This is a genomic window from Bacillus sp. TH30 (assembly GCF_016650875.1).
In the GTDB taxonomy this organism is placed as follows: Bacteria; Bacillota; Bacilli; order Bacillales; family Bacillaceae_G; genus Bacillus_A; species Bacillus_A mycoides.
In genome coordinates this window covers 2,930,567-2,956,179 of the sequence record NZ_JAEKEY010000002.1, presented here as the reverse complement: position 1 = coordinate 2,956,179, position 25,613 = coordinate 2,930,567, and the positions used below count along the sequence as shown (strand labels likewise).

The window sequence follows — 25,613 nt, the reverse complement described above, 5'->3', positions numbered from 1 at the left end:
TTTAAAAACACATGCCTTTTTAAAATAAATTGACATGTGTTCCCAAAAATCTATATAAAAAACAAAGTAATCAAAATGATAAAGGCATTCCAAAATAATATGGAATGCCTTCCTTTTTATTTCCGTCTATAGTAAATAACGAAATTCAGACCACTGATCAAAACAATCCCAATAAACATATTAGAAGACTGCACATCGCCGCCTAAACTATATTCATCGGCAATAAATCCTAACATAACAAGTGTTATCGCAGAAACACCAATACATATAACCGAAATAAACCAAAGCGAAAACTCATTAATCAGCTCTTTCTTCTGTCTTAAAACAATTAGCATCACAAGAATAGACGCTGCTAAAATACTTTTAAAAACAGGACGTAAATACACAAACTCCTCCATCTATTTCTCCTTTCCAAAAAACGTTATATCATAACATTAACATATTTAACTAAATTAAAAACACATGTCTTTTTACGATAAAAAAGACATGTGTTTCTATAAATCGCTATAAAAACGTACTATGATAATTGCTTCCACTTCGTCCCCAAAACAGGACGCTCATAATTTTGTATTTCATGAATTAATTTAGCAGCCGTCTCAGCTGAAACGATTAACTCTTTATTCGATGGGTTCATAAAGCCTTCTTCCGCTGCACGATCAACCATTTGCAGAATTGGTCCGTAAAAGTCTTTAATGTTTAATAAACCAACTGGCTTATCATGTATACCAATTTGTGACCAACATACAACTTCAAATAATTCCTCAAACGTTCCGTATCCACCTGGTAATGCAATGAAAGCATCCGCAAGCTCTGCCATTTTTGCTTTACGTTCGTGCATCGTTTCTACTTCAATTAATTCTGTTAATCCTGTATGAACGATTTCACCACGGAATAAACCACGCGGCATAACACCTGTTACACGTCCACCTAAACGAAGAACTTCGTTTGCTACTTCTCCCATTAATCCAACGCATGAACCGCCGTATACAAGCTCATAATCGTTCTCAACAAACATTTTCCCTAACTCTATTGCCTGCTCTTTAAATTCTGGTCTTCCCCCTAAATTTGAACCTGCAAACACACAAATCTTTCTCATTCCTACACCCCGAAACTATATATTGTTATGATACAATGAATATTGTACAACATATTGAAGGGATGAGGAAGAAATGGATATCGTCGCGTTTCAAAGATGGGTGGAGGAATTTTACGAAAAACGAAGCTGGTCACAGTACAACTCCTTTATTCGCTTAAATTTCTTAACTGAGGAAGTTGGAGAAGTTTCACGCGTTGTTCGCGCAATTGAAATCGGTCGTGATCGCCCTGATGAACAAACAAAAACACAAGAAGAGCTAAAACAAGAACTAAAAGAAGAACTTGGTGATGTACTTTCTAATCTTATTGTTCTTTCACAAAAATATGATTTGGATTTACAAGACATTATGGAAACACACGTCACAAAGCTTTCAAAAAGATTCGAAACATCTAAATGAGAAGATTATCAATTGTGATATAATGTTCTTGTCAAAATAATAAGGGGGATTTTATGTTATCTAAAAAATTGCACGACGCACTAAATGAACAAATGAATTTTGAATTTTACTCTGCCCACGCTTATATGGCAATGGCTGCTTACTGTACAGCGGAAAGCTATGATGGATTCGCTAACTTTTTCCTTGTACAAGCTGAAGAAGAGCGTTTCCACGCAATGAAGCTTTACAACTACATTAATGACCGCGGCGAGCGCGCTATTATTACTGGATTTGATCATCCTAATAACGAATATGAGTCTGTATTGAATGCTTTTGAAGTAGCACTTGAGCACGAGCGTGAAGTAACGAAGCGCATTTATCACTTATCTGATATCGCTTGGGATGAGCGTGAACACGCAACAATTACCTTCTTAAAATGGTTCGTTGACGAGCAAGTAGAAGAAGAAGCTTCATTTGATAGCATCATCCAAAAATTAAAACGTATTACAAGCGATTCAAACGCACTATTTATGCTAGATGCTGAACTAGAAAAACGTACATTTACGCCTCCAGCTGAATAATATTTCAATCACCTTAATGAATGGATTAAGGTGATTTTTTTATTTTCTCTCTAGCTTAAAATCACCTTAAATTTCCTTGTATTTGACATAACAACAGTAAATAAATGGTATTATTTTCAATATAAAACAATATACGAGGAGAGAAAAAATGAACCAACGTGTAGAATTTGTTGACGCCATTCGTGGTTTCGCTTTATTTGGCATTTTACTTGTTAATATAACATTAATTCAATTCGGGTTATTCGCTAATGAAAAACCCACTTATATTTTCGGAAAACTCGATGAAAGTGCTAATTGGTTTATTCAATTTTTCGGCACACAGAATTTTATTTCCCTATTCTCTTTTTTATTTGGGCTTAGCATTATTTTGTTACAAAAAAGTATTATCGCAAAAGGAAAAAAGTTTTTCCCTACATATATAAGGCGTATTAGCATTCTTTTACTACTAGGCTACATTCACGGCACTTTTGTTTGGGAGGGAGATATTTTATTTGCCTACGGGATTGTCGGGATTTTCTTAATGATGTTCATCAATCGAAAACCAAAAACGTTACTCATTTGGGCATCCATTTTATTAGCACTCATTATGTTCGCATCTTATCAATCTGAACCAACATCAAACACATTCAATGATGTCGCACCTTATATTGAAAAAGAGCATAAAGTTCATGAAACTGGAAGCTATATGGATCATATCAACTTTAGATTAACTGAAAATCCTTTTGATTACATGGGAATTAACGGTATCTTCGGATTAGTTATCCTGTCAATTTTCGCATTAATTTTTATGTCTCCACTCTTCTTACTCGGCATGTACGTAGGAAAAAAGGGATGGCTATTTGAGATTGATAAACATATACCTGCTGTCAAAAAAATCTGGCTTATTACTGGTATTTTTTCTTTTACAATCAAAATTTTAACCATGTTCGTAAAGCATCCGATTTTAATTATGTTACAAGATGGCTTTACACCCGTAACCATGACCTTCCTTTACGGGTGCACAATTATTTTATTGTTCCATTACAAAAAATCATCGCGCTTACTAACATACATGGCGAACATGGGAAAAATGTCAGTTAGTAATTACTTAGCACAATCTATTATTGCAACAACCATTTTTTACTCATATGGGTTTGGCTTATACGGTAAAATCGGCTATTTCTTCGGTATTCTTTTAACCATTGGAATTTATACGATTCAATTATTCGTTAGTACCTATTGGCTACAGAAATACCGAATGGGGCCTGTAGAATATGTGTGGAGACTGGGAACTTATTTAGAGAGACCACGATTTAAAAAAGGCTTGGATAAAGCAAGTTAAACAAAAAAGCAATGAGCCTACGCTCATTGCTTTTCTTAATTTATTAAAGCATAACCCCAACGATAATCGCTGATAATATACTTACTAACGTTGCACCATATACAAGTTTTAGTCCGAATGATGATACAACATTTGCTTGTTTGCCATCGATACTCTTCGTTGCACCTGCGATAATTCCGATAGATGAGAAGTTCGCAAATGATACAAGGAAGATTGATAAAATACCTACTGTACGGGCTGATAACTCACCAGCTACTTTCCCTAGATCAAGCATCGCAACAAATTCGTTCGTTACTAATTTCGTTGCCATAATTTGTCCCGCTGCTAGCATCTCTGATGTTGGAATACCCATTACAAATGCTAATGGTGAGAAGATATATCCTAAAATGCTTTGGAATGTGATTCCGAAAATTGAATCGAATACACCGTTAATTGCTGTAATTAATGCTACGAAACCGATTAACATCGCCGCTACTGTTACAGCGATAGAAAAACCAAGCATAATATATTCGCCTAACATTTCAAAGAATGTTTGTTTCTTATCTTCTTGTAATTCTAAAATATCGTCTTCTTCTTTTACGTCATATGGATTAATGATATGAACGATAATGAATCCACTAAATAAGTTTAGTACAAGTGCTGTTACTACATATTTCGGATCAATCATTTTCATATAAGAACCGACGATTGACATTGATACTGTTGACATTGATGATGCACAAAGTGTGTATAAACGATTTTTCGGTAATTTGCTTAGTTGATCTTTTACTGTAATAAATACTTCACCTTGACCAACAATTGCAGCTGCTACCGCATTATATGATTCTAGTTTTCCTAAACCGTTAATTTTACTTAATACGAAACCGACTGCACGAATGATAATCGGTAAAACTTTAATATGTTGTAAGATCCCGATTAATACTGCTAAGAAAATAATTGGTAATAATACTGTTAAGAAGAATGGTGCTTGTCCATCATTTGCTAGACCACCAAATACGAAATTAACCCCTGCTTCCGCAAATTTTAAAATAGCGCCAAATCCATCTGCAATCCCTTTTACTAACACAAATCCGATCTTTGTATTTAGTAAGAAATACGCAAGTACCAATTGAATGACAAGCATAAGTGCAATTGGCTTATATTTAATTTTCTTACGATCTGAACTTATAAGGAAACCTAGTACAAACACTACAAGTAAACCGACTAGAAACATTACTATTTTCATATGTGAATCCTCCACTTCTCTCACGAGTTATTGGTCGTATAACGTATAACGAATGACGTCTGACCATTGATGTTAAAAAAATTTAAAACCCCTAAATATTATTCAACTGTTATCTAAAATCAGTAAGCGTTTACATAAATTGCAATTTATAAAAGGTAGCCTCTTCTCTCCTACCATACTTGAAAGTCTGAAATTGATACCACCTACAAATCAAATTGTAAGCGTTAACTAATTGAAATGCAATATAAATTTTAAAATATTTTTATATGTTAATATATTCCTAAATAATTGGTTTTTTCATGTAAATTTACCATAAAAAAATAGCCCTAGGTATGAGCTAGGACCATCTTTTTTACTCCGCTTTAACGGGCAGTAAGACCCCCACCTCAAAATTCAGCGAAAACAAAGAAGTTAGGTGGGTGATTAACTGCCCGTAAAAGCCCGATTGGTGAAGGCTAATAATCAGCGGGGGATAAAGCCCCCACTGATTAAAGTTTCACTTTATAACATAACACCAACGATAATCGCCGATAAAAGACTTACTAATGTCGCACCGTATACAAGTCGTAATCCGAATGATGAAACAACGTTTGATTGGTTTTCATCGATTCCTTTCGTTGCACCTGCGATAATTCCGATAGATGAGAAGTTCGCAAATGATACAAGGAATACAGAAAGAATACCGACTGTACGAGCTGATAACTCACCAGCTACTTTCCCAAGATCAAGCATCGCAACAAATTCGTTCGATACTAATTTCGTTGCCATAATTTGTCCCGCTGTTACCATCTCTGATTGCGGGATACCCATTACGAATGCTAATGGTGAGAAGATATATCCTAAAATAGCTTGGAATGTAATACCGAACACTGAATCAAACAAGCTATTGATTGCTGTAATTAATGCTACGAAACCAAGTAACATCGCTGCTACTGTAATCGCAATCGTGAAACCAAGCATAATATATTCGCTTAACATTTCAAAGAATGACTGCTTTTTCTTATTTTCTAACTGCAATGTATCTTCTTCTTCCGTAATATCATACGGGTTAATAAGATGAATAATAATGAAACCACTAAATAAATTTAATACAAGTGCTGTTACTACATATTTTGGCTCAATCATTTTCATATAAGAACCAACGATTGACATCGATACTGTCGACATTGAAGATGCACATAGTGTATATAAACGATGTTTTGGGATTTTACTTAATTGATCTTTTACTGTAATAAATACTTCTGCCTGCCCAACAATTGCGGCTGCTACTGCATTATATGATTCTAATTTTCCTAAACCATTTACTTTACTTAGCATAGTACCAATAGCACGAATAAATATCGGTAAAATTTTAAAGTGTTGCAGAATTCCGATTAACACTGCAAAGAATACGATTGGCAATAATGCCGTTAAGAAGAATGAAACTTCTCCTTTATTAACAAGGCCTCCAAATACGAAAACGATTCCAGCTTCCGCATATCCAAGAAGCGCTCCAAATCCATCAGAAATTCCTTTTACTAAAATATAACCAACTTGCGTATTTAATAAGAAATATGATAATACCAACTGAATAACAAGCATAACCATAATTGGTTTATACTTAATCTTCTTTCGATCGGCACTTATAAGAAAACCGAGTACGAATACAACGAGTAATCCTACCAGAAACATAACAAACTTCATTAATAAAATCCTCCATTTAACTCTTCTTTAATGTTGAACGTCTGACCATTAGAAATGAGAAATAATCCGAACTTTCCCTTTATCACTAAAAATATAAAAATGAATATAAAAATCCGTCTAATCTCTTATTCCAAAGCCATTAATCATTCTAACACAAATTACAACTCACATCTGCATTTTTCTCAAAAAAAATACATTTTATTATAAAACTCTCATTAATGTTCGTCTTTTACCTCTCTCCCCTAGTTTATTACTACACAAAAAAACGAGCATCAAATTTCTCTGATGCTCGTTCCTTTTTATTATACAGCTTTTTCTTTATCTGCTACTGCTGGCTTGTCCCAGCACTCTGTATTGTTTAAACCAGGAATAGACTCCGCATAAAAGACTGGATCTTTTCCTTGTTTCTTTTGTTTTACGTAATCTGATAATGCCGCGAAAGCATACTTAGAAAGGAATACAATCGCCACTAAGTTAATAATAGCCATGATACCCATGAATAAATCTGCTAAGTCCCAAACAATTTGAATTGTTGCTACAGAACCTAACATAACCATACCAAGTACCGCGATTCGATAAACATTTAGTAAAACTTTACTTCCATTTAAAAACTCAATATTTGTTTCACCATAGTAGTAGTTACCTACTAATGAACTAAATGCAAACAAGAAGATTGCAACTGCTACAAATATAGAAGCCCACGGTCCGATATGTTGACTTAATGCTTGTTGCGTTAATTGAATTCCGTTTAAATCAGCCGCTCCAGGCACATCTGATAATAAAATGATAAATGCTGTACAACTACAAATTAATAATGTATCTGTAAATACCCCTAAAGTTTGAATGAAACCTTGTTTAACTGGGTGCGTTACGTTTGCAGTCGCAGCTGCGTTTGGCGCACTACCCATACCTGCTTCATTTGAGAATAATCCACGTTTTACCCCTAGTAAAATCGCAGCTCCTAATCCCCCGCCCACTACTTCTTTAATTCCGAAAGCATGTAAGAAAATTTCTTTAAATACATATGGAATTGCCGTAATGTTTGTTACAACAACGAATAATGCCACTGCTACATATATAATTGCCATTACTGGAACAATCATTTCAACCGCACGTGCAATACGTTTTACTCCGCCGAAGATAATGATTGCAAGTAAACCAGCCATAAACAGACCTACAAACTTACCATCTGTGTTAAATGCTCCATCAAAAGCCGCCGCTACTGTGTTTGACTGCACGGCGTTGAAAATTAATCCGAAACTAACTGTTATTAGAACAGAGAAGACAACTCCTAGCCAGCGTTTCTTTAAACCCTTTTCCATATAATACGCTGGACCACCGCGGAATGCGTTCCCATCTTTCACTTTATAAATTTGCGCTAATGTGCTCTCTACAAATGCAGAAGCTCCTCCAATTACCGCGATTAACCACATCCAAAATACAGCTCCTGGTCCTCCTGCTGAGATTGCGATAGCTACACCAGCTAAGTTACCAGTACCTACACGAGAAGCTGTACTCATACAAAATGCTTGGAATGACGATACACCACTTTTTTCTTTTTGCGCTTTTCTTGTTTTTGAACTCGCTCCATCCCCAAGTAAACGAATCATTTCTCCAAAGTAACGTATTTGAACAAACTTTACTCGGAAAGAAAAATAAAGCCCAAGTCCAATTAGCATTGCAATAATAATATATGACCAAAGAACATTATTTATATCCCCAATAACACTAGTTAAAAAATCCATCATTGCGTTCCCCCTCTTCATAACACTAAGAAGATTATATTCTAAAAACTTTTAACAATCAAGAATTTTCGACAAGAAATGTAAGGTTTTATAACATGAAAATGTTAACAATTATAACATCCGTATTTTTTATAAAAATGATATTAATCATCTTTTAGCCTTAATATCATTAATTACAACAAAAAAACGAGCATCGAATTCATCTCGATGCTCGTTTTTTTATTATACTGCTTTTTCTTTATCTGTTACCGCCGGCTTATCCCAACACTCTGTGTTCGTTAAACCAGGAATAGAATCTGCACTGAATACCGGATCTTTTCCTTGTTTCTTTTGTTTCACATAATCCGCCAACGCAGCATACGCAAATCGGCCAAGAAGTGTAATCGCAATTAAGTTTGTGATTACCATTAGACCCATAAATAAGTCTGCCATATTCCATACAACTTGAAGCGTCGCAATAGAACCGAATAATACCATTCCCACTACCGCAATACGGTAAATCGTTAACCAAGTTTTACTTTGCTTAATAAACTCAATATTCGTTTCACCATAATAGTAGTTTCCTAGAAGTGAACTGAAAGCAAATAAGAAAATGATAATCGCTAAGAAGCTACTTGCCCATGGGCCAATTTGTGAACTTAATGCATTTTGCGTTAATTCAATACCTTCTAAATTTGTTGCCTTATATGCACCAGAACATAGTACGATAAACGCTGTTGATGTACATACTAAGAACGTATCTACTAAAACACCGATTGTTTGAATAAAACCTTGTTTCGCTGGATGCGTTACATCTGCTGTTGCTGCCGCATTTGGCGCACTCCCCATACCCGCTTCATTCGCAAATAATCCTCGCTGAATACCAAACTTCATTGCAGCACCAATACCGCCACCTACAGCTGAATCTAAACCAAATGCACCTTTAAAGATTTCTGTGAAAACATCCGGTATTAAATAGAAGTTTTTAATAACAACGAAAACAGCTACTGCAATATAAATAATTGCCATCGGCGGAACAATCATTTCTGACATACGCGCAATACTTTTTACACCACCAAAAATAATAACCGCGACTAATACCGCTAACACAATCCCAACAACGTAACGCTCAATACCAAAAGCATTTTTAAATGCTAATGTAACTGTATTTGCTTGTACGGAGTTGAAAATTAATCCGTAAGTAATTGTAATTAGAATAGAGAACCAAATTCCCATCCAACGTTTATTTAAACCTTTTTCCATATAATAAGCAGGACCACCACGGAAGCCACTGCCATCTTTTATTTTATAAATTTGCGCAAGCGTACTTTCTACGAAACTTGAAGACGCCCCAATAATCGCAATAACCCACATCCAAAATACAGCTCCTGGTCCTCCCATAGAAATAGCTAGCGCTACACCAGCTAAGTTCCCGATACCAATACGAGCTGCTGAACTCATACAAAATGCTTGGAATGACGATACACTTCCCTTTTTACGTGTCTTTCCAGTTAAGCCATCACTCATTAATCGAATCATTTCCCCTAAATGAGTAAGTTGTACGAATTTCAATTTAATAGAAAAATAAAGCCCTAAACCAATTAACATTGCAATAAGAATATATGACCAAAGAATTGTATTCGTTGATGAAACGAATTGTTCTAAAATATTCATACAATTAACCCCTCCTTTTCTCCATAAATCGAATTATATTCAAAAAATATTCAAAAATCAACATTTTTCGACAACTTATAATTTCCAAATATTAGGGTTCACCTTACAAATACAATGCTCTTTTCTGAATCTACTTTCATCAGGTGCGCATACTAAAATAAAAAATAATTTCATAAACAACACCATTGACAAAAATGCACACCTGTAACTATAATGATTACATCAAGTTGTAACAAACCTAATTACACTAAATTTATTTATTTTTAGATATACACTTTAATAAAGAAACTTGGAGGGAATCATTATGAAAATTGGAATTATCGGAGCAAGCGGAAAAGCAGGAAGTCGTATTTTAAAAGAAGCATTAGATCGCGGACATGAAGTAACTGCAATCGTAAGAAGCGCTGCAAAAATTACAGAAGAAAATGTAAAGATTTTAGAGAAAGATGTATTCACTCTTACATCTAACGACCTACAAGCATTCGATGTAGTTGTAAATGCATTCGGTGCTCCAGCCGGACAAGAACACCTTCACGTAGATGCAGGAAACGTACTTATCGAAGCTATGAAAGGTGCACCTAATACAAAATTACTTGTTGTTGGCGGCGCTGGTAGCTTATTTGTAGACGAAGAGAAAACAACACGTGTATTTGATACACCAGGATTCCCAAATGAATATCTTGCAACAGCTCAAAACCAAGGTAAAAACTTAGAAATCCTAAATCAAACAAATGATATTACTTGGACATTCATTAGCCCTTCTGCACTATTTGCATTAGGAAAACGCACAGGCTCTTATACAGCTGGAAAAGACAACCTTCTTGTTAACTCAAAAGGTGATAGCTACGTAAGTTACGAAGACTTTGCGGTAGCAGCACTTGATGAAATCGAAAATCCAAAACATGTAAACGAACGCTTCACAGTTGTTTCTGAAGCTGAGTAATAGAAAAAAATGCGCGTAGATCCAATATCTACGCGCATTTTTTATTACAATGTCCCCTTTACTAGTTCTAATCCACTTTGAGTGATTTTAAATACAACTTCTGCTGAAGCTACTTGTTCTGCTAACTCATTCTTTTTATACCATTTCAGACGACTTGGTTCTGCATGATACACTTTTACAACATCCCCATACTCAAATGGAGTACCATTTACTTGTTCTGCAAAATTCTTTGAGGTTTCTTGACCGTCTGCTGATATATGCTTTTTCTCATTTCCATTTTGATCATAAATCGTAAAACCTAAATACTGTTCGTTCACAAAACGATAATGAATCACATCATTCGTAAATGTTGCATGTAATTTCTTTTCGTCATGATTTAACGTAACAATAGAACGTGTAACATTGGACACACCTTGATACACCAGGCTATCTCCATACGTCACTTCAATCGGTACTTCTGTTATTGTCTTATTCCCAAAACGATCTTTCGTCTCTACTTTTACTTTTTGCTCACCGAGTTTCATTGTGTCTGGTTTCTCTACAAATCCAATTACTTCTCCGTCTTTTACTTCAACAAAGTTTTTCACTTCTAACTTTTCAGCATCTGTTCCGATTACTACTTTTTGCTGTACTGCCTTTACTTCTTGTAGAGCTTCTATTCTTTCAAAACCTTTTTCTGTTACTTTAAAGAATAATTCTTTTTCTACTTTCGCCTTACCTTGACCAGTAAAGTTATTATTTTGATACCAATTAAATCGATCCGATTCTACATGATACACTTTTACAACGTCACCGTATTCAAATTCTAAGCCGTTAATCGCTTTTGCAAACTCTTTCGTGTTTTCAACACCTTTTACAGTCGCTTTCTTCTTCTCTATTCCTTTTTGATCTAATAATGTAAATTCAAAGTACGTTTCTTCTTTAAAATAATGGTGCACCGGATTCGAATCAGCTGTCGTACTGAATTTTTTCTGATCATGTTGCAATGTTACAATCGATTTAATATCAGTACTATAATTTAGCCCTTTAAATACCAAGCTATCCCCATACGTTACTTCTAGTGATACTTCGGTTACTTTCTTATTCCCAAAACGATCTTTCGTTTCTACCTTTACTTTTTGTTCTCCGATTTTCGTTGTATTTGGTTTCTCTACAAAACCAATCACTTCTCCATCTTTCACTTGAACAAAGTTTTTCACTTCTAATTTTTCAGCGTCTGTTCCGATTACTACTTTTTGCGGTACCGCTGTTACTTCTTGCTGAGCCTCCACTCTCTGGAAACCTTGCTCTGTTACTTTAAAGATTACTTCATGAACACCATACTGCGTATCTACTAGTTCATTCTTTTTGTAAACTTTAAATCTATCAAATTCTTTTTGGTATATTTTTACCATATCTCCATATTCAAAGTTCATTCCATTAAATTGTTCTGCGAATCCTTTTGTATTTTCAGATGCTTTTACCGATAAAGCTTTCTTCTCTTTTCCACCCTTATCATATACAGTCATTCCCATATACTTCTCATCTTTAAACGAAGTATGCATTGGACCTTCTGAATCTGTTGTACTAAATTTCTTTTCTTCATGATTCAATGTTACAACTGACTTTATATTACTTCCGCCATAATTTGTACCAAAGAACATAATACTGTCTCCGTAAATTACTTCTAATGGTACTTCTGTCACTTTCTTATGCCCAAAGCGATCTTTCGTTTCTACTTTTACTTTTTGTTCACCAATTTTTGTTGTATTCGGTTTTTCTACAAACCCGATTACTTCTCCACCTTTTACTTGAACAAAATTTTTCGCTTCTAATTTTTCAGCGTCTGTTCCGATTGTCACTTTTTGTGGAGTTACTGTTACTGTTTGCTCAGCTTCCAACCTTTCAAATCCATTTTCAGTAATTTTGAAGACTAGTTCCTTTATCTCTTTATTTTTTCCTTCTCCCGCATATACATCTTTTTGATACCAATGTAAGCGTGAAGATTCTGCATGGTATACTTTCACCACATCTCCATACTCAAATGCTAATCCATTTACTTCCTTGGCAAAAGCTTTCGTATTCTCCAAACCTTTTACCGCTATATTATTCTTCACTCTTCCCTCTTTATTGTACAGGGTGAATTCAAAATACTTCTCATCTCCAAAGTAATCATGAATCAAATTATCTGTATCTGTCGCACTCATTTTTTTCGTATCATGATGTAGCGTTACAATTGACTTCAGGTCTCCATCACTATACCCTAGTCCATATACAAGTAGGCTATCTCCATATGTTACTGTTAGAGGAATTTCCGTCACTTTCTTATTTCCAAAACGATCTTTCGTTTCTACTTTTACTTTTTGTTCACCGATTTTTGTTGTATTCGGTTTTTCTGCAAAACCAATTACTTCTCCGTCTTTTACTTGTACGAAGTTTTTCGCTTCTAATTTTTCAATATCTGTTCCGACTACTACTTTTTGCGGTACTGCTGTTACTTCTTGCTGAGCTTCCATTCTTTCGAAACCTTGCTCCGTAACTTTAAAGAACACCTCATGAACACCATACTGCGCATCCACGAATTCATTCTTTTTATACACTTTAAATCTATCAAACTCTTTTTGATACACTTTTACTATATCGCCATATTCAAAAATCATTCCATTGAATTGCTCCGCGAATGCTTTCGTATTTTCAGACGCTTTTACAGATACTGCTTTCTTCTCTTTTCCAGCTTTATCATATACAGTCATTCCCATATATTTCTCATCCGCAAATGAAGTATGCATTTTACCTTCTGAATCTGTTGTACTCAATTTCTTCTCTTCATGGTTCAAAGTTACAACCGATTTAATATTTGTTCCTCCGTAACCTGTACCAAAGAACATAATGCTATCTCCGTAAATTACTTCTAACGACACTTCCGTTACTTTCTTATTTCCAAAACGATCTTTCGTTTCTACTTTTACTTTTTGTTCACCGATTTTTGATGTATTTGGTTTTTCTGCAAAACCACTCACTTCTCCATCTTTTACTTGTACGAAGTTTTTCGCTTCTAACTTTTCAGCATCTGTTCCGATTACTACTTTTTGCGGTACTGCTGTTACTTCTTGTAAACCATCTTTAAATTCGAACCCTTGCGGAGTGATTTGGAATAATTTTTCTTTTTTATTTTTAGCATTTCCTTGATCTACAAGTGCGTTATTTTGATACCACTTCAAACGGTCTGGTTCTGCATGGAATACTTTTACTACATCACCATATTCAAAATCCAATCCATTTAGTTCAAGCGCAAATCGTTTTCCATTTTCTTGCCCTTCTGCCGATACACTTTTCTTTTCAATCCCATTTCGATCATATACCGTTAAGCCCATATATTCTTCTTTTTCAAAACGGTAATGTATTTTATTATTAGTAAAGTTTACATTTAATTTTTTTTCATTGTGACGAAGCATCACTGTCGACATTACTTCATTTGAAAGTCCTTGAAAAATTATACTGTCACCATAAACTCCATTAACTTGGACAGGAATTGAATTTTTATTTCCTTTCTCATCTTCAATTTCTACTAACACTTCCTGTTTTCCATTCTCTAATTTAGGCCATATGATCTTACCTGTTACTTTTACATTCTCACCTAAATTTTGAACGAGTTTACTCGCCTCGTTTTCATCAGAATCCGTACCAACTAAAAGGTTTTGTACCTCATTAGCAGGTTCACCATACGGAACCTTATACGGTTCAACTTGCCTCTCGCGAATATCATTACTATCAGTAGCTTTCCATATTTCTTTTTCTAATTTAGGTAAATTTAATTTTTCTATCTTCTCTCTAGTATCATCATTTGGCGTTAATCCCCATTCCTCAAAGAAAGGAATTAAATTTTGCCCAGCCACTTTTGATGTCATATAAATAAATAGTTGCTTTTTCTCTTCATCAGAATTAGGCATTTCACTCTGAGGCAACAAACGATAAGCTTGATGCAATTTAGGATAAAAATATTCCCCATAAACTATATTTAATTGCCAAAACATTGTAAGAGGATCGAATTTGTCAATTACTCTTTCTTCTATAGGTCTTTCTAAATACTCAAATGATTTTTTATAATGATCCTCCATGTCTAATTTATTACCTAACGCCTTTTGTACTACTAAAGAATAAATATTGACTGATACTTCCCTTACTTTAGACCATTTCCAAGGTTCTTGCTGATGTAAATGTCCAACTTCATGCCATGGTCCCCAGCCGTCCTTTTTAAGAACTTCTAAATCCAATACTCTATTCATTGCCGTCGGGATATATCCTGTATGATAATTTGTCGCAAACATAAAATCCCCTTCAGCAGGCTTCCGTTTTTCAACAAACTGAACATAATGAGTTGGAGATTTTGCAACCCCAACACCGTCCTCAGATAATCCTGCCACTGCGTTTTCCAAACGAATAATCTTATCGTGTAATTTCATTAGCTCTGTTGGATCCGTATTCTTCATATATTTCTGCACAGAATCGTAAGTAGTAGTAATTAAGCTTCGCTCACCTTTTAATTCAACTGCATAAGGATCCTTATATTTTTTTAACATTTCATCCCAATCTTTTTTCGTATGTTTACCTAAAATAAACAAAGGGAAATGGCTACCACCATTCGTAACTGAAGCTGTTACCTCTCCTTCGTTATTCATATTATAAAAGTATAAAATACCGCCTCTTGGAGATGAAATAACGTTTTTCCCTGGTTTTAAATCAAACTCTTCTGGATCCTTTTCATCATAAGATCTCGTTCCTATGAAAGCTTGAATAGACTGCGTTCCTTTTATGTCAATTGTAATCTCTTCATTTGGCGCTGCATAAATTCCAGTTGGCTCATTAGCAGAAAGTTTCCAAGTAACTCTTAAACGTTTATTTTCTTCATCTACGCTACCTTTACCCGGCAACTGAAACGTCCTCTGCTCAAATTTATTCTCTTCTAAATTCCCACCCTTATTTTCTTCCAAAGGTGCCGCATATCCTTTTGACGCTTCGAAAGCTACTGGTGATAATAATGTAGATATGCATATACCAACTACTAATACCCTACTCTTCTTTTTCTTCGACATAATCTGTGTCCCCTATTCTTTTTGTCATGCAAACCATCATAGATATATTTACTTACTGTAAAATCAAATTATCTTTATACAATCATTTAATATATACAACTCAACCTTGCGCTCTTACCATCGTTCACTTTAAATGTATCCGCTTTCTTATGTGGCAAATTTTTTAAAGCGAAAGTTCCTCCTCACCTTTCTCTATATTTCGTGATGAGTTCTCTTTTTCATGTCAAAATAATGATGAGAGATGGTTTTATCAAGTATTGTTGTCTATACATGAAAAATATGTATAAAAATATTTTTTTTACAATTCATTCATAGGCATCCATCTATGGACAGTTTTTCCAAAATGAATTGTACATGATTTCTTTCTCGTTAGATAGCCTTTTCGATTAGATTAATATTACAATTTTATGAATTTAATCCAAAAATCGTAATGTTTAGATTTCTAATTTTTAATGTTATTTTAAAATGAAAACCTGTCCGAAAGATACTATTCTTTCGGACAGGTTTTTATTAATCCAGCATTCGTTTCATTATAAATCCTTTTCCATGTAACCACTCATCCTCTATTTCACCGGTTAAATGGAATCCAATTGATTCATATAATTTTTGCGCGAGTTTGTTTTTTGGATGTATGCTTAAATACATCACTTTGCAATTATATTCTGTTGTAAAATGCTCCATTAACAAACGCAATAATGGTTTTGCATACCCTTTTCCTTGGCATGCACTATCGATGACAAATTGATTTAAATATACAGCCTTTTCTTCTTCCTCAAACCAGCCATACATTGCATATCCAATAGGTATATCACCATCATACAGACCTACTGAAACCGCATCTTCTTTATATTTTGTTTCAGCATCAACTAAACAATTTTTAACTGTACTTTCAATAAATTTATGCTGCTGTTCTGTTACTTTTAAGTTAGCAATTTCATGCCGATTTTCTGTCGTTATTTCACAAATACGAAGTTTCATTTTTCATCTCTCTCTAGTTTCTTGTTTCATTATACCGTACTGATCAAAACATTAATGCTGGCGATATAAGAAATCCAAAGCATGCAAAAAAGCACTGGCAAACGCCAATGCTTTTTCCACTATCTTTTAATTTGATTCGGTTTATGTGGTTCATTTGGTGTATAGGGTTTATTTGGTTTATTATCATGACCATTTGCTTTCTTCCAACTTACCGCTAACTCTGGACTTGTTTTCTCTTCACTACGCTCTAATAATACAACCGCATTTTGAATAGTCGGTGTACCTTTATGCGCAATTCCTTGTAATTTTGTTAAATTACCTGATACTTTAAAGCTAAATCCACCCGCTGGCGTTTGTTTCGGAATTAAAATGCGGAACTTTTCTCCTACATTAAATTCTGTTTTTCCCTCGCCTTTTTCATTTACGAACTTCGCGCCTTCTGGTGCACCTGTTGCTTGCACTTTATACGTTCCACTTTTTGCATTTGTTTGCACTGTGTATAAACCTGTTTCAAAAAACTCATTTTTTAATACTGCCTCTTGTTCTTCTGATGGTACTACACTCATCGTAATTTCTTGTAGTTCTTCACTAGCGTTTGCTTTCGCAACGATATCTTTCGTTACTTTTTCTACATTTTTATTACGGAAATCTAAATCGTTAATATCAATTTGTTTTAACGCATTCCACACCGCGAGCTGCGTTGCGTAATGTGCCTCTCTCCAATCGGAAACGCCTAATTCTTGTGGACTCTTCTGCGGATACCCGTTTAATAGTACACGGTATACGTTAATATCTACTTTACCCATTTCAGGTAAGTCTTGACCGCTCGGAGATTTCAAATCTACATTTAAGCAAAATGCAATTTTTCCATCTGCCGTTTTAATAAGCTCTGTTCGAATTGGTTTCTTCTTTGACCTACTATAACTCCAATCCATTTCATACTTCGTATGATCCATAACTTCTGCGAATGCTTTTTGAAGCGGGAATAATAAGTTCGCAAATACAAATAAAACACTCAAAAAAGCGGCCATTATCTTGAACGATCGTTTTATATTCATGTCTACAACCCCTTATAAAATAACAAATTTACTACTGTTTATTATTTAGTTAGAAACGTTTTTTATGCATAAGTAAAACAAAAAAGAGTGCAAACTATTTGCACTCTTTCTTCCACTATAAGTTTAGAAATCAAAGTTATCAGGATCTGGACCAACGCGGTGGTTCTGATTTAAAGCATCAATCTTTTCCATATCTTCTTTTGTTAATTCGAAGTCGAATATATTAGCATTCGCAATAATGCGCTGTTCTTTCGTTGATTTCGGAATTGTTACAACTTCATTTTGAAGGTCCCAACGTAAAATGATTTGCGCTGTTGTTTTACCGTACTTATCAGCAACTTCTTGTAAAGTTTCGTTATCTAATAATTGCCCTTGCATAAGTGGTGACCATGCTTCCATTTGAATACCTTGTTCTTTACAGAAAGCTTGTAATTCTTTTTGTGTTAAACGAGGGTGGTATTCTACTTGGTTGATCATCGGTTTAATTTCTGCATCTTTCATCACATTTTGTAGGTGATGGATTTGAAAATTACTTACGCCAATTGCACGCACGCGTTCTTCTTTATAAAGTGTTTCTAACGCTCTCCACGAATCTTTATATTTCCCTTCAACAGGCCAATGGACAAGATATAAATCTAAATAATCTAGTTCTAATTTTTTTAAGCTCTCTTCGTATGCAGTAAGTGTCGTTTCATATCCTTGATCTGCGTTCCACACTTTTGAAGTAATGAATAAATCTTCTCGAGAAATTCCTGCTTCTTTTATACCAGCGCGAATGCCTTCTCCAACAGCTTTTTCATTTCCATAAATCGCAGCTGTATCAATGCTACGGTATCCTTCTTTAATGGCTACTTTCACAGCCTCTACAAGTTCCGGTCCATCTTCTACTTTAAATACACCTAAACCGAACCAAGGCATTTCCACACCGTTATGCAATGTTGTTTTACTTTGTAAATTTTTCATTATATTTTTCTCTCCTTTATTTTGCTTGATCTCTTTTTTCTAAGTTCATACTCCAAGCTGTTAAAATAACAGCGCCTACTACCATAATGCCGCCTACCCAAGCTGTATGAATTAATCCTAACGAGTTCGTTACAATACCGCCCAAATAAGCCCCAAGAGCAATTCCTGCGTTAAATGCTGCAATATTCATTGCTGATGCGATATCAACGGCACTCGGCACGAAACGCTCAGCCAATATAACGACATACACTTGTAGTCCTGGAACATTCATAAACGCGAATAGCCCCATAAAAATAATTGTGATAAGCCCTGCTACTTGAAACTGCGCTGTAAATGTTAGTACGAATAATACAATGGCTTGAACAAAGAACATGTAAAATAGTGCTCGAATTGGATTATGATTCGATAATTTTCCGCCAATCATATTCCCAATCGCAATTGCAATCCCGTACACTAATAAAATGATTGTAACGGTACTCGATTTAAATCCGGTTACTTCTTGTAATAGCGGAGATAAATACGTAAATGTTACGAATGTTCCTCCGTATCCTAATGCAGTAATGACGAAAACAAGTAAGAGTCTTCCGTTCGTGATAAGTTTGAATTGATCACGAAATGATACTCGTGTACCCTTTTTTAAGTTAGACGGAATTAACATGCTGTTTGCGACTAAGGCAACAATTCCAATGACCACAATCACCATAAAAGATGCTCTCCAGCCAAATTGTTGACCAATAAACGTTCCAATTGGTACACCTGTAATCGTCGCAACGGTTAAACCAGTAAACATAAATGCTATTGCACTAGCACGTTTATTCTCTGGTACAAGTGCAGCCGCAATTGTGGATCCGATCGACATAAAAACGCCATGTGCAAACGCAGAGACAACCCTCGCGATAAGTAACACAGTAAAACTCGTTGCTACCGCTGCAATTCCATTACCGATAATAAAGACAATCATAATCCACATTAATAATGTTTTTCGCGACATACTAGCAGTTAGCGAAGTTAAAACAGGAGCACCGAATGCTACTCCTAACGCGTATAAAGAAACGGTTAAGCCCGCTGTTGTAACAGAAACATGTAAATCTTCCGAAATAGATGGTAATAAACCGACACTAATAAACTCGGTTGTACCAATTCCAAATGCACTAATTGCTAGCGCTAATAAAGCAAACATACTTCTTCGATTCGTCTGAACAGCCGAAGATGATACTGCATATGAATTCAATTGAACTCCTCCTTAATGCGAGAAATCCAATCATAATAGTGTGATAAAAAGGCCTTTTTATCTTCTACAAAAATAACTTTACTGCTGATAAATGCTATTATGAATGGCTTCACTCTTTTTTTGAAGAACGCACTTTAAAGTACGATAGGTACCTAAAAGTAACATAGGCACTTTTTAGTACCGTACTACTCATTTCCCTCTTACGTATGCTATTATGAAACATATTCAACACGATAAAAAGTACGTACTTTAAAGTGCTATAGGCACTAAAAAGTAACATTTAACTTATTTAGCTTCTTTTGTTGAAGAACTGAAACTTACATTCATCAAAGGAGATTTTTATATGAAGAAATATAATATTCCTGTCGAGGCGACTTTAGAGGTTATCGGTGGCAAATGGAAAGTCGTTATTCTTTGCCACTTAACGAAAGGTACAAAGAGAACGAGTGAACTAAAACGTTTAATGCCTGGTATTACACAAAAGATGTTAACGCAGCAATTACGCGAGTTAGAAGTAGACGGGGTTATTCAAAGAAAGGTATACAATCAAGTACCACCAAAAGTAGAATATTCCCTTACTGACTACGGATGGTCTTTAGAATCAATTCTCGATTCACTTTGTACTTGGGGCGAATGCCACCTTGAAAAAAGTGGTAACACATCGATGCTAATTACAGAGGATGAACAATAAGAAAAAGGAGGAAATGAACAGAAATTTGTCCATTTCCTCCTTTTTTTCTTTATATATATGTACATTTTTAAGATAGATAAAATAATTTATGCGCTTTCATGCCTTGTCAGTACTAGGTTACAGAATCAATATCAAATAATTAGGAATCATTTTTATGTTAACATACGTGTATATAGTATATAATATAGGATATATATTATATACACTTTCCGATAAGGGAACTTTCCATTATGCGGACAAGCCATGTATCGGACAGTTCATAAATAATAGGTAGGACATTATGGTTTTGGATTTATGATTTCAGCTTACTTGCTATCATAAATTTAAAGGCATTTTATTGTGCTTTGTGAAACTTTGTATAAAGTTTCATAAGCGTTTACTATCTTACCTATAAAAAATAAGAGTATTGCTATCGTAAAGGAGAATTGGAGATGCCAGAAACTATGACTCAAACAAAGCCAGAACAAGAAACTGTACAAATTTCTGCTAGCCAAGGACAACTTGATGTACTTGATCAGTTGTTAAAACCTGAGGTACAAGAATCATTAACAACACTAGTAGAACAGCTTCCAAAATTAACTGAGCTTGTTAACATTTTAACTAAGTCTTATGACTTCGCTCAAACTGTTGCTACTGATGAAGTATTAAAAAGCGACACTGTTAGTGCAATCACAGAGCTTGTAGAACCTGTAAAAGATACAGTGAAAAGCATGGCTGCAACTGCTATCGAAGCGAAAGATCGTGCTGATGAAAGCAACGAAGTTATCGGCCTGTTCGGTCTATTAAAATTACTAAAAGACCCACAAGCACAAAAAATGTTCCGCTTTGTGAACGCATACCTTCAAATTAGTGCAGAACGTAACAATAAATAATTTAACTTATAACAACAATTAGTAAAGACGGGGGATATCATACTATGTCAAAACAAATTGTCATCTTAGGCGCTGGTTATGGCGGTCTTCTTGCCGCTTTAAACGTACGTAAATATTACAGCAAATCAGAAGCACAAGTTACAGTGATTAACCAATACCCAACACACCAAATCATCACTGAATTACACCGCCTTGCAGCTGGTAACGTTGCTGAGCAAGCAATTGCAATGCCACTTACAAAGCTTTTCAAAGGTAAAGACATCGATCTTAAAATTGCAACAGTTGAGTCATTCTCAGTTGATAGCAAAGAAATCAAACTAGCTGGTGGCACTACTTTATCTTACGATGCACTTGTAGTTGCTTTAGGAAGTAAAACTGCTTACTTCGGTATTCCAGGACTAGAAGAAAACAGCATGGTATTAAAATCTGCTGCTGATGCAAACAAAATCTACAAACACGTTGAAGACCGTATTCGTGAATACGCTAAAACGAAAAACGAAGCTGATGCTACAATTGTAATCGGTGGTGGCGGATTAACTGGCGTTGAGCTAGTTGGTGAGCTTGCTGACATTATGCCTAAACTTGCAAAAAGCCACGGCGTAAATCCAAAAGAAGTTAAACTTCTTCTTGTTGAAGCAGGTCCAAAAATCCTTCCAGTATTACCAGACCACTTAATCGAACGTGCAACTGCTAGCTTAGAAGCACGCGGTGTTACATTCTTAACAGGTCTTCCTGTAACAAACGTTGCTGGTAATGAAATCGACTTAAAAGACGGTCAAAAAATCGTTGCTAACACATTCGTTTGGACAGGCGGCGTACAAGGTAATCCATTAATTGGTGAATCAGGTCTTGAAGTAAACCGCGGTCGTGCAACTGTTGATGCACATCTACAATCTACTTCTCACAAAGACGTATTCGTTGCTGGAGACAGCGCTGTTGTCTTCTCTCCAGACGGTCGTCCATACCCACCAACTGCACAAATCGCTTGGCAAATGGGTGAGTTAATTGGATACAACTTATACGCAGCACTAGAAGGCAAAGCATTCGAAGAGTTCGCACCTATCAACTCTGGAACACTTGCTAGTCTAGGACGTAAAGATGCTGTTGCTACAATCGGAGCAAGCAATACTCCGCTTAAAGGTTTACCAGCATCATTAATGAAAGAAGCAAGTAACGTTCGTTACTTATCACACATTAAAGGTCTATTCAGCTTAGCATACTAATCTGAATATAAGCCCGAATCATGCCCTGCATGGTTCGGGCTATTTTTATCCCGCTATTTGCGGGCTGATAATCAGTGGGGATGAACAAAACCCCCACTGATTAAAGTTTCACTTTATCCGTAATTTTCTCTAACTTATTTATTCGGCAAAAGAATAATATAACCTCTTTAATTATCGAAATATACTGACTTTTTTTATGTCGAAATTGTGTATATGAAAAGAGCGGAAGTAGATAGCTTCCCTACTTCCGCTCTTTCACAAGAACTATTCTCCTAATTCCACTAAGCTGTAGTTCTTCTTCCCTTTACGAATAATGATGAATCGTCCATCAAATGAATTTTCTACAGTAACATCCCTACTGACATCCGTTACTTTTTCACCATTCATAGATATAGCCCCATTATTAATATCTTCACGCGCTTGACGTCTAGAAGGTTCAATTCCTAAATCAACTAGCCACTCTACGATATTTTTCGTCTCTTTTGAAGATTGGAATGTCGGCATCTCTTTAAAGCCTTGTTCAATTTCATCAGCTGTTAACGACTTAATATCTCCGCTAAATAACGCTGCTGTAATTTTCACTGCCTGTAAAAATGCTTCTTCTCCATGAACGAATTTCGTCATTTCTTCTGCTAATACTTTTTGCGCTTCACGTTTATGAGGCTCTGTTTCTACTTTCACAGCTAATTCATCAATTCGCTCTTTCGTTAAGAACGTAAAGTATTTCAAGTATTTAATTACATCACGGTCATCTGTATTCACCCAGAACTGGTAAAATTCAAACGGTGTTGTCTTTTCCGGATCAAGCCAAATAGCACCACCTGCTGATTTACCAAATTTCGTACCATCTGATTTTAATAATAATGGAATCGTTAATCCGAATACTTTCGCCTCATGACCTTCTAATTTACGAATTAAATCTAAACCGCTCGTAATATTTCCCCATTGATCACTACCACCGATTTGTAATTGAACATCTTCTTTTGTGTATAAATGATGGAAGTCCATTGCTTGCAAAATTTGGTACGTGAACTCTGTGAAAGAAATCCCTGTATCTAAACGACTTGCGACAATATCTTTCGCTAACATGCTATTTATGCTAAAGTTTTTTCCGTAATCACGTAAAAACTCGATAATGTTTATTTTATGTGTCCAGTCATAGTTATTTACCATCTTCACTTCGCTATTCCCGCCAAAGTCAAATAGCTTTTTCATTTGCGCTGTTAACGCATCTACATTATGCTGCACCACTTCTAACGTTTGCAGTTGACGCTCTGATTGACGACCACTCGGATCACCAATTGTTCCTGTTGCTCCCCCAATTAAAATAACAGGATGATGACCAGCTAATTGGAACCTCTTCATCATCATGAATGGAATCAAATGTCCGATATGCATACTATCACCAGTCGGATCCACTCCGCAGTATAGTGAAATCTTTTTCTCTTCTACTAACTTACGTAAACCTTCTTCATCTGTCTGTTGATTCACAGCACCGCGCCATTCTAATTCATCAATAATATTCATCTTTTGTCATCCCCTTTATTTTTTGAAAAACAAAAAGTCCCTATGTCTATGACATAGGGACGATTATTCACCGTGTTACCACCCAGTTTGCATAAATAGCATAGCTATTCATACCACTCTTAGCAATAATATCGATTGCTAGTCCGCTTAGCGTTACCTAAGATACTCCAGAGTGTAATTCACAAGTTTGTTTGTGCTAGGTTCCAGCAATCCCTAGCTCTCTTTGATAACAGTGACAAACTGCTACTGGGCTCTTTCAACGTATATTTTATTTGTTAAATTATTAGCCATTATATTGAATCAAAATCAAATTGTCAACAATGTCCAAATGTTATTTCGAAATAATTCATACTTTTATACGTTTTTTATTCAAAGATTACTGTAGATCTTCTCCAATAATCCTTACTTCTCTCTCTAATTTCACACCGAATTTTTCTTCAACTGTTGTTTGTACGAAATGAATTAAATCGATATAATCTTGTGCAGTTCCGTTATCAACATTCACCATAAATCCAGCGTGTTTTAAAGAAACTTCAACTCCACCAATTCGCTTACCTTGCAGTCCTGATTCTTGAATAAGCTTACCCGCAAAATTATTTGGTGGACGCTTAAATACACTGCCACATGAAGGATACTCTAAAGGTTGTTTTGATTCACGCTTATACGTTAAATCATCCATCTTTTCCTTAATCTCTTCACGCACACCTTCTTCAAGTTCAAACCTCGCTTCAAGAATAATGTAATGATTGTTCGCAAATACACTCTTACGATATCCAAATTCAAATGCATCTTTCGTTAAAGTACGTAGCTCTCCATCACCTGTCATTACGACAGCTTCTGTTAGCACATATGCAACTTCACCGCCATATGCACCAGCATTCATATATAACGCTCCGCCAACTGAACCTGGTATACCACAAGCAAACTCAAGTCCTGTTAAACAGTGATCTAATGCAATTCGTGACACATCAATAATTGCTGCACCACACCCCGCAACAATCGCTGTCCCTGTTACAGTAACATTTGTAATATGAATTAAACTTACTGTAATCCCGCGCAGACCACCGTCTTTAATAATAACATTAGAGCCGTTTCCTAAAAACGTAACTGGAATATTGTATTGATTCGCATACTTTATAACTTCTTGAATTTCATCATAATTCGTAGGAGAAACGAACACATCCGCTTTCCCGCCCACTTTAATATGCGTATGATTCTTTAACATTTCATCTTGCTTCACATGACCTTCAGGCAATACTGTACTTAAATATTTATAAACCTCGTGCATATTCATTTTACGATTCCTCTATTTCTATAATCTTTTTATCCCGCTATATACGGGTCCATAATATCCCCACATAAAAATGCATTACAA

General features: G+C 35.4%; 20 protein-coding genes and 1 other annotated feature. Of the genes, 7 read left to right on the top strand and 13 right to left on the bottom strand.

Going from position 1 to position 25,613, the window contains the following annotated elements:
- Nucleotides 1-116 precede the first annotated feature (116 nt).
- Together JFU20_RS17185 and JFU20_RS17180 are read right to left on the bottom strand one after the other, a co-directional pair.
- The gene (locus JFU20_RS17185; RefSeq protein WP_002015993.1) at nucleotides 117-398 is read right to left on the bottom strand and encodes a hypothetical protein; all 282 of its coding nucleotides are present in this window, start codon (nucleotides 396-398) and stop codon (nucleotides 117-119) included.
- 119 nt (nucleotides 399-517) lie between these two features.
- On the bottom strand, nucleotides 518-1,096 hold the full coding sequence (locus JFU20_RS17180; RefSeq protein ID WP_033707925.1) for an LOG family protein: 579 nt from the start codon (nucleotides 1,094-1,096) through the stop codon (nucleotides 518-520).
- Between the two features lie 73 nt (nucleotides 1,097-1,169).
- Here JFU20_RS17180 and JFU20_RS17175 point away from each other — a divergent pair, with 73 nt between their 5' ends.
- The 3 genes from JFU20_RS17175 (at nucleotide 1,170) to JFU20_RS17165 (ending at nucleotide 3,374) form a co-directional block, all read left to right on the top strand.
- Nucleotides 1,170-1,493 carry a MazG nucleotide pyrophosphohydrolase domain-containing protein gene (locus tag JFU20_RS17175; protein ID WP_002089472.1) on the top strand — a complete coding sequence of 108 codons (324 nt, stop codon included), beginning with the start codon at nucleotides 1,170-1,172 and terminating at the stop codon, nucleotides 1,491-1,493.
- Between the two features lie 53 nt (nucleotides 1,494-1,546).
- Entirely contained in the window at nucleotides 1,547-2,053 is a 507-nt protein-coding gene (locus JFU20_RS17170) for a ferritin (protein WP_002015996.1), read from the top strand.
- Nucleotides 2,054-2,201: 148 nt separating this feature from the next.
- Nucleotides 2,202-3,374 (top strand): DUF418 domain-containing protein, encoded by a 1,173-nt coding sequence (locus tag JFU20_RS17165; protein ID WP_201038781.1) that lies wholly within the window; start codon nucleotides 2,202-2,204, stop codon nucleotides 3,372-3,374.
- A 43-nt stretch (nucleotides 3,375-3,417) separates the two neighbouring features.
- Here the strand turns inward: JFU20_RS17165 and JFU20_RS17160 are convergent, their stop codons facing one another.
- The 4 genes from JFU20_RS17160 to JFU20_RS17145 all read right to left on the bottom strand — a co-directional run bounded on the left by JFU20_RS17160 (nucleotide 3,418) and on the right by JFU20_RS17145 (nucleotide 9,680).
- Nucleotides 3,418-4,599, bottom strand: a complete 1,182-nt coding sequence (locus JFU20_RS17160; RefSeq protein WP_002191127.1) for a NupC/NupG family nucleoside CNT transporter — start codon at nucleotides 4,597-4,599, stop codon at nucleotides 3,418-3,420.
- 501 nt (nucleotides 4,600-5,100) lie between these two features.
- On the bottom strand, nucleotides 5,101-6,282 hold the full coding sequence (locus JFU20_RS17155) for a NupC/NupG family nucleoside CNT transporter (RefSeq protein WP_002016016.1): 1,182 nt from the start codon (nucleotides 6,280-6,282) through the stop codon (nucleotides 5,101-5,103).
- Between the two features lie 302 nt (nucleotides 6,283-6,584).
- Nucleotides 6,585-8,027: an alanine/glycine:cation symporter family protein gene (locus JFU20_RS17150; RefSeq protein ID WP_033708503.1), complete on the bottom strand. Its 1,443-nt coding sequence runs from the start codon at nucleotides 8,025-8,027 to the stop codon at nucleotides 6,585-6,587.
- Nucleotides 8,028-8,249: 222 nt separating this feature from the next.
- On the bottom strand, nucleotides 8,250-9,680 hold the full coding sequence (locus JFU20_RS17145; RefSeq protein WP_002016014.1) for an alanine/glycine:cation symporter family protein: 1,431 nt from the start codon (nucleotides 9,678-9,680) through the stop codon (nucleotides 8,250-8,252).
- A 304-nt stretch (nucleotides 9,681-9,984) separates the two neighbouring features.
- Here JFU20_RS17145 and JFU20_RS17140 point away from each other — a divergent pair, with 304 nt between their 5' ends.
- A complete protein-coding gene (locus JFU20_RS17140; protein WP_016093529.1) occupies nucleotides 9,985-10,623 on the top strand; it encodes an NAD(P)-dependent oxidoreductase in 639 nt (212 codons plus the stop codon).
- 44 nt (nucleotides 10,624-10,667) lie between these two features.
- On the opposite strand, the gene JFU20_RS17135 is transcribed toward JFU20_RS17140, so the two are convergent.
- The 5 genes from JFU20_RS17135 to JFU20_RS17115 form a co-directional block, all read right to left on the bottom strand.
- A complete protein-coding gene (locus tag JFU20_RS17135; RefSeq protein WP_201038780.1) occupies nucleotides 10,668-15,695 on the bottom strand; it encodes a putative mucin/carbohydrate-binding domain-containing protein in 5,028 nt (1,675 codons plus the stop codon).
- 510 nt (nucleotides 15,696-16,205) lie between these two features.
- The gene (locus JFU20_RS17130; protein WP_002016011.1) at nucleotides 16,206-16,673 is read right to left on the bottom strand and encodes a GNAT family N-acetyltransferase; all 468 of its coding nucleotides are present in this window, start codon (nucleotides 16,671-16,673) and stop codon (nucleotides 16,206-16,208) included.
- A 119-nt stretch (nucleotides 16,674-16,792) separates the two neighbouring features.
- Complete coding sequence (locus JFU20_RS17125; RefSeq protein WP_201038779.1) at nucleotides 16,793-17,731, bottom strand: thioester domain-containing protein; 939 nt, start codon at nucleotides 17,729-17,731, stop codon at nucleotides 16,793-16,795.
- Nucleotides 17,732-17,854: 123 nt separating this feature from the next.
- Nucleotides 17,855-18,694 (bottom strand): aldo/keto reductase, encoded by an 840-nt coding sequence (locus JFU20_RS17120; RefSeq protein ID WP_002166494.1) that lies wholly within the window; start codon nucleotides 18,692-18,694, stop codon nucleotides 17,855-17,857.
- Nucleotides 18,695-18,710: 16 nt separating this feature from the next.
- Nucleotides 18,711-19,874 carry an MFS transporter gene (locus JFU20_RS17115; protein WP_201039234.1) on the bottom strand — a complete coding sequence of 388 codons (1,164 nt, stop codon included), beginning with the start codon at nucleotides 19,872-19,874 and terminating at the stop codon, nucleotides 18,711-18,713.
- 394 nt (nucleotides 19,875-20,268) lie between these two features.
- Here JFU20_RS17115 and JFU20_RS17110 point away from each other — a divergent pair, with 394 nt between their 5' ends.
- From JFU20_RS17110 to JFU20_RS17100, 3 genes are all read left to right on the top strand, one after another.
- Nucleotides 20,269-20,616, top strand: coding sequence for a winged helix-turn-helix transcriptional regulator (locus JFU20_RS17110; protein ID WP_002016005.1), 348 nt, complete (start codon nucleotides 20,269-20,271; stop codon nucleotides 20,614-20,616).
- Nucleotides 20,617-21,047: 431 nt separating this feature from the next.
- Entirely contained in the window at nucleotides 21,048-21,488 is a 441-nt protein-coding gene (locus tag JFU20_RS17105; RefSeq protein WP_002016003.1) for a DUF1641 domain-containing protein, read from the top strand.
- A gap of 44 nt (nucleotides 21,489-21,532) precedes the next feature.
- Entirely contained in the window at nucleotides 21,533-22,711 is a 1,179-nt protein-coding gene (locus JFU20_RS17100) for an NAD(P)/FAD-dependent oxidoreductase (protein ID WP_002016002.1), read from the top strand.
- A gap of 264 nt (nucleotides 22,712-22,975) precedes the next feature.
- On the opposite strand, the gene tyrS is transcribed toward JFU20_RS17100, so the two are convergent.
- Nucleotides 22,976-24,238 (bottom strand): tyrosine--tRNA ligase, encoded by a 1,263-nt coding sequence (tyrS, locus tag JFU20_RS17095; RefSeq protein ID WP_002016017.1) that lies wholly within the window; start codon nucleotides 24,236-24,238, stop codon nucleotides 22,976-22,978.
- A gap of 52 nt (nucleotides 24,239-24,290) precedes the next feature.
- Nucleotides 24,291-24,507 (bottom strand) — a binding site (T-box leader).
- Between the two features lie 107 nt (nucleotides 24,508-24,614).
- Entirely contained in the window at nucleotides 24,615-25,532 is a 918-nt protein-coding gene (murB, locus tag JFU20_RS17090) for a UDP-N-acetylmuramate dehydrogenase (RefSeq protein ID WP_002016019.1), read from the bottom strand.
- Nucleotides 25,533-25,613: the final 81 nt, after the last annotated feature.